The 10,335-nt window shown below is 57.5% G+C and carries 8 protein-coding genes; 5 read left to right on the top strand and 3 right to left on the bottom strand.

The features are described 5' to 3' along the window. Positions 1-13 precede the first annotated feature (13 nt). From AC1MEW_RS09130 to AC1MEW_RS09140, 3 genes are all read right to left on the bottom strand, one after another. Positions 14-1,909 carry an alkaline phosphatase D family protein gene (locus AC1MEW_RS09130; RefSeq protein WP_480426132.1) on the bottom strand — a complete coding sequence of 632 codons (1,896 nt, stop codon included), beginning with the start codon at positions 1,907-1,909 and terminating at the stop codon, positions 14-16. An 84-nt stretch (positions 1,910-1,993) separates the two neighbouring features. After that, on the bottom strand, positions 1,994-2,257 hold the full coding sequence (locus AC1MEW_RS09135) for a hypothetical protein (protein WP_201256300.1): 264 nt from the start codon (positions 2,255-2,257) through the stop codon (positions 1,994-1,996). Continuing rightward, positions 2,247-3,035: an MlaA family lipoprotein gene (locus AC1MEW_RS09140; protein WP_480426135.1), complete on the bottom strand. Its 789-nt coding sequence runs from the start codon at positions 3,033-3,035 to the stop codon at positions 2,247-2,249. Before AC1MEW_RS09140 ends, AC1MEW_RS09135 begins: the two co-directional genes overlap by 11 nt. A gap of 166 nt (positions 3,036-3,201) precedes the next feature. On the opposite strand from AC1MEW_RS09140, the gene AC1MEW_RS09145 reads away from it, so the two are divergent. From AC1MEW_RS09145 to AC1MEW_RS09165, 5 genes are all read left to right on the top strand, one after another. Further along, on the top strand, positions 3,202-3,912 hold the full coding sequence (locus tag AC1MEW_RS09145) for a response regulator (RefSeq protein ID WP_480426136.1): 711 nt from the start codon (positions 3,202-3,204) through the stop codon (positions 3,910-3,912). Next, entirely contained in the window at positions 3,909-5,267 is a 1,359-nt protein-coding gene (locus AC1MEW_RS09150; RefSeq protein WP_480426137.1) for a sensor histidine kinase, read from the top strand. The genes AC1MEW_RS09145 and AC1MEW_RS09150 overlap by 4 nt, the downstream gene beginning before the upstream one ends. Before the next feature lie 115 nt (positions 5,268-5,382). After that, the gene (locus AC1MEW_RS09155) at positions 5,383-5,835 is read left to right on the top strand and encodes a hypothetical protein (protein WP_480426138.1); all 453 of its coding nucleotides are present in this window, start codon (positions 5,383-5,385) and stop codon (positions 5,833-5,835) included. 136 nt (positions 5,836-5,971) lie between these two features. Beyond that, positions 5,972-9,508: an AAA domain-containing protein gene (locus AC1MEW_RS09160; RefSeq protein ID WP_480426139.1), complete on the top strand. Its 3,537-nt coding sequence runs from the start codon at positions 5,972-5,974 to the stop codon at positions 9,506-9,508. Positions 9,509-9,603: 95 nt separating this feature from the next. Continuing rightward, positions 9,604-10,335, top strand: a complete 732-nt coding sequence (locus AC1MEW_RS09165) for a tetratricopeptide repeat protein (protein WP_480426140.1) — start codon at positions 9,604-9,606, stop codon at positions 10,333-10,335.

The following is a 10,335-nucleotide window of genomic DNA, read 5'->3' on the forward strand; positions in this document are numbered from 1 at the left end:
GTCCTATGGGCGGCTATTCAGGCGCAACCATGCGCGTGCGCGGCGAACCATCGGCATTGTGCTGATAGATCTCCCGCGGCTGGCCTTTTTCATTAAACAGCACCTGGCCAATCCCCGCCGAGTTCCATAACCGCTCGCCCGCTTCAGCGTGTTCGGGTATGTGCGGGACGATGCGCATGCGTCGACGTTTGGTCAACCAGTTAAGCGGCGAACGTGGCGAGTAGAGCCAGCGGTTGAGGCGGTCGAACCATTCGAGCAGGGCTCGCGGGAATTCGTTTTTGATCCCGCTGCTGGTGATCTGCCAGATGCGCGGGCCGGCCTTGCGGTGTCGGATCAGGACTTCGTAGACGAAGGAATAATGCACATCACCCGACAGCACCACGTAGTTACCGGGTGTGCGCGAGTGTCGGAAAATGTTCAGGATGACCTGGGCCGCGCCGCGATGGGCCATCCAGTTTTCGGCGTCTACCAGCAGAGGATAACCGCACCAACTGAACACTTTTTGTACGGTCTCGATCAGTTTGACGCCGAAGATCGGCGCTGGCGAAACGATGATTGCCGATGGGTGATCCAACAGGTCCTGTTGCAACTCGCTGAGGGCTTCCCAGTCCAGCAGACCCGAGGGTTGCTTGAGGTTCATCTCGCTGCGCCAGCGCCGAGTACGAGTATCCAGCACCACCAGGGCGGGAGTGGTCGGCAACACGTAATGCCAGTTCTGGAAGCTCAGCAATTCGTCGATCAGGTCATCCTGGATGGCGCTGTCGAGGTATTGGCTGGTGCTGCTCAACAGACGGGTTTTCTCTAACACGCCTGCGAACGCATCCGGATTGTTGCCCCAACCCTGGCACAACAGATAGGCGAGTAGCGCGTTCCCGATGATGCGCTTGGAGAACGGATGCCCGTAGGCCGTTTCCTCCCATTGCGCGGAAAGATTCCAGTCATCGGTGACATCGTGGTCATCGAAAATCATCAGGCACGGCAGGTGCGCCATCGCCCGGCCAACGCCGCACAGGCCAGCCTTGAAGGCGTCGATACGGGTCTGTTCAAGGGCATAACGTTCAAGTCTTTCGGCCGTCAGTGCTGGCGGCTTCGGATCGATCAACGTCCAGGGCGTCGGCGACCAGACCAGCAGGTACATGGCCATGACTTCAGCAAAGGTCACCAGGTGATTGTCGGCGCTGCTGCTGGTGAAAATCGGCTTACGGGCGCCGCCGAAAAATCGCTCGCGCAGGGTTTCGTTGCTCTCAAGCGCCGGTAACAAATCCGCACGATGGTAGTAACTGGCCGGGTGCTCGTAGAGCCTGGCGCTGTCGCTGACCACGGCGCCTTCGAGGTGTTCGTCGAACAACCCCAGCCGCTGGATCAAGGCATGAATGGCCCGCAGCATCGGCCCAGCGACGTCGTCGGCGTAGACCTGGTCGCCGCTCATCATCAACAGGGCCGGGCGCTCTGTCGCTACATGTTCAGCCGCCAACAGACGATCGACACACAGCAAACCGTCCGCCGCCGGGTGATGAGGCTTACGGCAGGAACCGTGCAGCAGTTGATCGATTGTTGAGCGCAACACGAAGTTTGGAGACGCGGCGTTACCGTACCGCAGATGAGGTGCCCAGTCGGCGATGCCCTTGTTATCAATCAACAGGTCGTAGTTGATCAGGGTGTCGCAGGGCAGGGCGGTGTCCAGCGGCACATCGATCAAGTGCACAAAAGCATGGGTGCCAACCGGGACAACCACGCATTGCCCGGCGTCCAGACGAATGTCGCCGACACCTTGCAGGCGCAACGTCAGCGACAGTGCTCGCGACCCCACCAACCACAGCACCAGCCGCGTAGGCTCCAGGCGCCGTAAGAGCGGCCCGATCAACACCGGGGGCAAGGATTGATGAGCGTCAGGCAGCGGCAAAGACATGAATATCCGGGTTCTGGCTACAAAGAGTCGCGGAATAATAGCGCAGCTGATGTCAATGAATCGCAACTGGCCGGATGCCAACCATCACGGCAGCGGCTGTGTACCAATTTTCATAACGTCCGCCTCGCCATTGGCCACGAGCCAGCGAAACAGGTCGGTCACCGACACCGTGTGACTGCGTTCGATCCAGCGCACCAGCGCCGGGCCGTAATGCTCGGTGTAGCGGCTGAGCACCAACTGGCGGCAGTCTGCTGACAGGCGCAGGGTGATTTCCCGGCAGTGCAGATTGGCCGGGTCGTGGCGGATCAGCCGTTGCTGCAGAATCAAACCTCTATTTTCAGAAGCCATCGGCGGGTGCTCCCGTGCATTGTGGCTTGCTCGTGTGCGGCGAGCCTTGTTTGCCATCGGCCACGTAAGCGGCGCGATGCTCGGCAACCACATTGCGCAAGGCACTGTAGTAATCCGGCAGTTTTTGCAGGCTGTCGGTCAGTGGTAACGCTTCGGCCCGACCATCGACGATGCCGCCGACCAGGTTGAGAGTGGCGAGCGTGTCCACGGTATCGCTGTTGCTGCCAAATGGGTCGACCACAAAACTCAGCACACGTCCCGCCGCGTCGCGGCTGTTGGAGGTGCCCAGCAACGGCAGTTCGACGATCGGGCCATTGCCGATGCCCCACACGCCGAAGGTCTGGCCGAAGTCCGCGTTGTGACGCGGGATGCCGGCCATGCCGGAGACGTCGATCAAACCCACCACTCCGACGGTGGTGTTGAGCGCGAAACGCCCCAGGGTATTGACCGAGCGCATCGGGTTGCCTTGCAGCAGGTCATTGATAAAGACCTTGGGCTCGCCAAAGTTCGCTACAAAGTTATGCACACCTGCCTGGAAAAAATCCGGCGAGTAGCGGTAGCCGCGAGCGACCGGCGCGAGTGCGTAGTCGTCGAGCACCCGGTTGAAGGCGAAGACGCCGCGATTGAGCGGTTCCGCCGGGTCGTACACCGAATAGTTGATTTCGGCACAGGTCACGGTGGTGGACGGCGGTTGGCTGCTGCAACCCGACAGCCCTGCGGCCAGTACGGCAATCGAGGTGTTGCGGGCCAGCCAGGGAGCACACTTGAAAGGCAACATGGATGCAAGTCTCGGGAGGAATTCGCCGAGATGCTGAGCCCCACGCCTTGCACAAAGATGTCTGGCTTATTGCGCCGGTGACGCTTTATTGCACGATTGAAATATATGACGGGCTGCCGTGAATGGTTTTAGATGGCGGTTCCATTCGGCCCTTAAGTGACCTTCGGTGAACAGCCTTTTAATCGTGGACGATGACCTAGAGGTCCTCGATCTGCTGAAAAAATTCTTCATGCAACACGGCTACAGCGTCGAGGTCGCCACCGACGGCGCGTCGTTGTGGGCGGCCATCGAGCGACAGCCGCCGGATCTGATCATTCTTGATGTGATGTTGCCGGGCGACAGCGGGCTGATCCTGTGCCAGCAACTGCGCATTCGCCACGCCATGCCGGTGATCATGCTGACGGCCATGGGCGAACTCAGTGATCGGGTGGTAGGGCTCGAGCTCGGCGCCGATGATTATCTGACCAAACCCTTCGACGCCCGCGAGCTGCTGGCCAGGGTGCGCGCCGTGTTGCGCCGCGTGGATGAGCGGCGCCCGGTGTTGCAAGAGCGGCCACGGCCACTGATCGATTTCGCCGACTGGCACCTGGACGTCACACGCCGTGAACTGCGCTCGCCGGACAACGTGATGATCCCGCTGTCGGCCGGCGAGTTCGACTTGCTGCTGGTGTTTGTCGAACACCCGCAACGCATCCTCACCCGCGAGCAGTTGCTGGACCTGGCGCGTGGGCACAGTCACGAGGCGTTTGATCGCAGCATCGACGTTCAGGTCAGCCGCCTGCGGCGCAAGCTCGAATCCGATACCAAGCGGCCGGCAATGATCCGCACCGTGCGCAATGGCGGTTACCTGTTCACGCCCAGCGTGACCCGGCGATGAGCTGGCTGCAGCGGGTGCGCGCCCGAAACTGGCCGCAAGACACGGTGGCGCGCTGGATCGCGTTGACGATTATCCTGGCCATGCTCATTTCGCTGGCGCTCAACGGGTTGTTTATCCAACTGGCGGGTGTGTGGGCGCGTCCGCCGCTGACCGAAATCGGTTTGCTGGAAAAAATCGCGGCCATCACCCGCCTCATCGACGCCGCCCCGGTGCCACTGCGCAAGCAATTGGCGCAAGCCGTCAGCGATGAAGGTTTCACCGCCAGTTGGCACCTTGATCGTCACGACCTCAATCTGCCAGCGGTGGCAGATCCAAGGTTTGAAACCGGCTCGATGGTTTTGCGGCCGTTGCTTAAATCCGCCAGTCGGCGGATCGAGGTCTATCAGCCGGCCGACTGGCCGGAGCACCAGGCGGACGCGCGCTACGCGCTGCTGATCGAACTGCCGGACGGGTCATGGCTGATGTTCTCCGCGCCCTCGCGCAGTTGGGGGCTCGACGATGTGCCCCGTTATTCGATCGTCCTGCTGCTGGTGCTGATCTCCACTGCCCTCGTCGCGCTGATCGCCACCCGCCGCCTCGCGACCCCTTTGCAACGCTTCACCGAAGGCGCCCGCCGCTTCGGCACCGACTTCCGCGCACCGCCCATCGAGCCGCTTGGCCCCCACGAAATCCGCCAGGCGATCCTCGCGTTCAATGCGATGCAGGCGCAGTTGCAGCACTTCATCCGCGACCGCACGCAAATGCTCGCTGCCATCTCTCACGACCTGCGCGCGCCCCTGACGCGGATGCGCTTGCGTGGCGAATTCATCGACGACACCGAACAACAGCAACGGCTGTTTCGTGACGTGGATGAAATGCAGGACATGATCAACTCCGCGCTGGAGTTCTTCCGCGACGATGCCCGGCTCGAACCGGCCACCTCGTTTGATCTGGCGGAACTGTTGCAAACCTTGCTGGATGATTACCGGGATCAGGGCGTTGAAATTGGTTTCGCCGGGCCGCAGCGGATGGTGTATTTCGGTCGACCGTTGGGGCTTAAGCGGGTGATGACCAATCTGCTGGATAACGCGATCAAGTACGGCAGCGAGCCGGCGGTTGAACTGAGCTCGAATGCCGGGCAGGTGCGGATCAAAGTCCTGGATGGTGGGCCGGGTATCCCTGAGGCCAGCCTTGAACAGGTGTTTGCGCCGTTCTTTCGGTTGGAAGGGTCGCGCAATAAAAGCACTGGCGGCGTTGGTCTGGGGTTATCGGCGGCGCGGGCCATCGTACTGGAGCATGGCGGGGCATTGACCCTGCGCAATCGAGCGAGGGGAGGGGTGCAGGCTTTGGTGGTGTTGCCGGTCCAGGTGGGGTAACGCGAAGGTCATCCCGATCGTCTCCGATTACACTCTGGGTGAAGGCGCTATGCCATCACTTCTTCGTCTGCTAAGGTTCTGCGCATAAATGGATCCACATTTCATGGAGTAGAAGATGTTCAAGTCTCTTACGGATAAAGCGCGAACTCTTTCAGGTGGGATCGCCGACAAAGCAATGGCAGCCAAAGACACTGTGTCCGGCAATTTTTCGGCAGGCACATCGAAAGCCTCTGAGTTTTTGGATAATAACTGGGGCAAGGTCGAAAACGTTTTGGTCAATGGCTTGCTGACCGTCACGGAAGAAAAGCTCAAGGATGATGAGGTCTTCATCATGTTGGTCGAAAAAGCGTATGAAATGCTGCCAACGCCTGTCCGTTTGATCCTCTCTCGTACGACCTTCATCAATCACACCCTGACCCATCGCGAAAGCCTGGTCGCCAAGTTGCAGGAGAAGAAAGCCCTGCGAATGCTCAACGATAGTGCGTTGACCCATCAGGCGTTGCTCATTGATGACGGCAGTGTGATTGAGACTGTTGAGGCCGTTGCGTTGGTTGTTGCCAAGGTCTGATTGAGCGGGGCTGAACCTGCCTCCACATTATGGATTCCCCAGCCAATGGGCTTGCGAAAGAACGCATGGGCCCATTTTCGCTAGTACCTGGCCATACCCAGTGGCGTCAGGTGCACGACATGACTGAATCAGGACGATGAACGAAAACTCTCTTAAATTTGCCAAATACTGGCGCAACTCTCTTGTCGATGCCGAGAATGGCAGCGGCGGTCTGAAACTCGATGGCTTGGCTGGTCATGTTCACCTCCCACTCGAAGCTTTGCTCGTCGGTTACTTGGGAAGCGAAATCGTCGAAGTGCTGTTCAAGGATGAACCTCGGCAATGTCATACGCTTGAAGTCACCATTCGGCCTTGGGTATTCAAGGCCCGACTGGAGCACGGAAAACCCCGTAACGGTATGCATGCATTGGTTACGCCACTGATTGGGCATGTGCAGGTAAATCGTCATGGGCAACTGTTCCCGACTAAAAACACCGTTATTCCGCGAGATATCCTGGAGCCTCTTGAATCAGGCTGTTTCGCGTTGGGTGATGTTGCGGACGTCGATCGATTTTTGGCGGTCAACACGCTTCCCGCATTCGAGGCCCCCGAAGAAGGCCAGGCTGCTGCGACCGACGAGTACGCCGAACAGTGGGCAACGTATCTGAGGTTTTGTCAGCGTTTTGTCGACGAAGTCAGCTCCGGCTGGCTGCAAGGCGATAACGGTTACGAACGATCGAATGAATGGTGCCTGTTCAAAGAAGAAAAGGTATCCGGTGTCAGTCAGCACATTGTGCGTTTATATGATCACCTGCGTGACACGGCCCCTCAAAGCGCACTCTTTGAACGCTACGCCAGTCAGGAAACGCACGATCCTGAACCCTGCTTGCCTCCGAACGCCGGTTTCGCCACACGCCTGGGCCATGCCAGCGATGAGTATGCGTTGGCCAGTGAGCAACGTGATGCCCTGGCACATTTCCTGGCCTCCAAAGACGGAGACATTCTAGGGGTGAACGGGCCGCCTGGTACGGGCAAGACAACCTTGCTGCTATCGGTTGTGGCTTCGTTGTGGGCCAAGGCTGCGCTGGCAGGGGCAGAGCCTCCGGTGATTGTCGCCAGCTCTACCAACAACCAGGCGGTGACCAACATTCTCGATGCTTTCGCCACCGATTTCGCCTCTGGCAGCGGGCCATTTGCCGGACGCTGGTTGCCGGAAATCAATAGTTTTGGGGCTTATTTTCCGAGCAAATTTGCAGACCCGGAAACGACGCGCAAATATCAGTGCCAAAGCTTCTTTACCGACACCGAATCTGCCAGTTATCTGGAACAGGCAAAAGACGTGTGGTTGAGCAAAGCATCAGCGGCCTTCCCCTCCTTGCCGTCGCTCACCGTGGAAGGCGTTGTTGGACAGTTGCGTCATACGCTGCAAGCTCGTGCCAATGAGTTGCACAATATCGAAGGCTCATGGCAGGCCCTGACAAACGCATGCCAGGCACTTGTGGCAGTGTGGGGCGATGATCCTGATGCCGGTATCACGGCTGCGCAGCAAGACGTGCAGAAACTCAAGGCTAAAAGCGCCCAACAAAAAGCGCTGGAGAATTCGTTTCGGGAATATCTCGCCAAAGAGTCTCTGTGGTACGTGATCTTCGCCTGGATTGCACCTGTTCAAGAAAAGCGCTTGCTTCGCGCACGGCTTCACCTTGAACAGAGCCATCATGCTTTACAGGCATCGGAACCGTTGTTGAACGAAGCTCAATTGGCCCAACTGCTCGCATTAGCCAATGTGCCGGCAATCAGCGACGCATTAGCCGCTTGGCGTGCCAAGACAAGCGCCGAGATCAGCGCACTTGAGTCGAAAATCAACGCCACAAAAGACTTGCTGCTAGCGCGGCAGGGCTGCCTGACGAATTGGCGATCTGCATTGGCGCCGCTGGAACTGGCTCCCGATGTTGTTACCGATGACATGAGCTTGAACGATTGCGATCCGCTGGCCGACACGCGGATTCGCTTTCCCATCTTCCTGTTGAGCACGCATTACTGGGAAGGGCGCTGGTTGCTCGAAGTTGAGCAAACATTGCCGAAAATCATCAAGGATCAAAGCAAGAACGGTCGCAAGGCCCTGGAAAAAAAATGGTATCGGTGGATGAAGTTGACTCCGTGCGTCGTGTCGACTTTCTTCATGCTGCCCGCCCATATGAAGGGCAGCAAGCACAACGGCGCAGGCCTGATTGATGACTACATGTACAACCTCATCGATCTATTGATCGTCGACGAAGCCGGCCAGGTACTGCCTGAGGTTGCAGGTGCCTCTTTTGCCCTGGGCAAGAAAGCCTTGGTCATCGGAGATAGGTTGCAAATCGAACCCATTTGGTCGATCCCTACCTCGGTTGATATCGGTAACCTGTTGGGTGCTTATCTGCTGCCTCGTGTCGGTGTCGATGAAGCGTATGGAAAACTTTGCATCACCGGCGTGAGTGCTGCGTCGGGCAGCGTGATGCAAATTGCCCAGAATGCCAGTCGTTATTGGTACGACCCCGACATGGACCGGGGCATGTTCCTGTACGAACATCGTCGTTGTTATGACTCGATCGTCGATTACTGCAACACCTTGTGTTACCAGGGTAAGTTGGTACCCAAGCGCGGCTCTAAACCTCAAGGCGGCCTGTTGCCCGGCTTGGGTTATCTTCATGTCGATGGTCTGTGCCGACAGCAGAACGGCCGCAGTCGCGTGAACCGCCTCGAAGCTGAAACAATCGCTGCGTGGATTACTGCTCACCGCGAGCAACTGGAAGAGTGCTACGGTCGGGAGTTGTGGAAGATCGTGGGCGTGATCACACCCTTCGGCGCGCAATCCCAAGCCATCGCCGATGCATGCGCCGCGAGAGGCATCAAGACTGGCAAAGGCGAAGGCGAACTGACCATCGGCACCGTTCATTCCTTTCAGGGGGCGGCGCGGCCGGTGGTGATCTTTTCTGCGGTGTATTCCAAGCACGCCGATGGTGGCTTCATTGATCGTCGACCGAGCATGCTCAACGTAGCGGTATCCCGGGCCAAGGATAGCTTCCTGGTTTTCGGCGACATGGACCTGTTCGGAATGGTGCCGACAGGTAAACCTCGTGCCCTGCTCGCCGATTACTTGCTGCGCGATTCTGCGAGTGAGATGGCTTTCGAATACCTGCCGCGCAAAGACCTGGAGTCTCCCCGGTCAACCCTTAGCCATCTGATAGACGCGGATGCTCACGACGACTTCTTGTTGAAAACCTTGGCCACAGCAATCCGTGAGGTACACATCGTTTCGCCATGGATAAAATTGAAGCGGATCCACGAAATCGGCGCATGGGATGCTATGAGCGCGGCGGTTGAGCGCGGCGTCAAAGTGCGTGTTTATACCGACAGGGATTTCAATATTCCAGAACAGTCGCCAGACACTCAAGCAAGAAGAGATGAACTCAAGCATGCGATTGAAGCCCTGCGAGGTCAGCGTATCGAATCCCATGTAGTGGCCCGTGTGCATAGCAAAATCGTCATGGCCGATGATGAGTTGCTGTGTATGGGGTCATTTAACTGGTTTAGTGCGAACCGTGGTCGCTGGGCCAACTATGAAACCTCGATGGTGTACGAGGGGCCGGATGTGACGGGGGAAATTAAGGTGCACCGAGAGAATCTAGTGGCGCGGATAGATTCGCGGCATTGACATCAGTACCTGGCCGCTCAGCGGCCAGACCAATAGATAATCCCGTTTGTTACTGCGATCAGTACTTACGGTCTACGTTCAAACAGAGAACTAATATGGACTTTAATTGGCGCCGCTTCATACAAATTGAAGCGATCCTACTGCTGCTCATCACACCGTTGTTTGCGCAAGCGGATATTACCGAGGAACAAGCGACTGCCAATTGCCTCAAGATCAGCGAGTATTCCGCCGAGGGCGGGAAGTATTACAAGCTCAAGCAATATGCCAAGGCTCGAGAACAATATCAGCAGCAAGCCGGCTGGTCTGAAAGCTGTCAGTTGGACGAAGATAAAGTCGCGATGGCCTACAACAACGTGGCACTTACTTACATCCACGAAGGCAATTACCTGAAGGCCCGGGCGTGGTTGAGCATTCTACCGAACGACAAAAAGTCGATGTTTAACCTTGGCAAGATCAGTGGTGACATCAAAAACGCCCTTGAGAAACAGTCGAATAAACCGCAAGGGCAGTATTGGCAATATGCCGGGGCTGCGTTATGGAATTCCATGACGATCAAGCCAAAAGGCCAGAAGTACCAAGTTGATTTCGAGGGTTATTACGCGGGCTTGATGGCGATGTATTACGGTCCCAATCTCGGTGAGTTTTCAACGGTATTAGCCTTTGATAACGGCAAGGCGCATTACGCCATGAGCGGGGATGATGGCGACTGTGAATATGACTTCGCCATTAAAAAGGATGTGCTCACGGTAAATCGCACGGCGGGTGAGTCGTGCGGTTTTGGCCACAATGTGGGCGCTGAAGGGGCTTATCAGCGGGTCGAGTTCTAG

The sequence above is a fragment of the Pseudomonas sp. ASL4 genome, assembly GCF_056680395.1.

Bases quoted from the DNA above. Each gene is read 5' to 3' on its own strand.
- AC1MEW_RS09140 (WP_480426135.1), bottom strand. From the start codon at position 3,035: ATGTTGCCTTTCAAGTGTGCTCCCTGGCTGGCCCGCAACACCTCGATT.
- AC1MEW_RS09130 (WP_480426132.1), bottom strand. From the start codon at position 1,909: ATGTCTTTGCCGCTGCCTGACGCTCATCAATCCTTGCCCCCGGTGTTG.
- AC1MEW_RS09150 (WP_480426137.1), top strand. From the start codon at position 3,909: ATGAGCTGGCTGCAGCGGGTGCGCGCCCGAAACTGGCCGCAAGACACG.
- AC1MEW_RS09165 (WP_480426140.1), top strand. From the start codon at position 9,604: ATGGACTTTAATTGGCGCCGCTTCATACAAATTGAAGCGATCCTACTG.
- AC1MEW_RS09160 (WP_480426139.1), top strand. From the start codon at position 5,972: ATGAACGAAAACTCTCTTAAATTTGCCAAATACTGGCGCAACTCTCTT.
- AC1MEW_RS09155 (WP_480426138.1), top strand. From the start codon at position 5,383: ATGTTCAAGTCTCTTACGGATAAAGCGCGAACTCTTTCAGGTGGGATC.
- AC1MEW_RS09135 (WP_201256300.1), bottom strand. From the start codon at position 2,257: ATGGCTTCTGAAAATAGAGGTTTGATTCTGCAGCAACGGCTGATCCGC.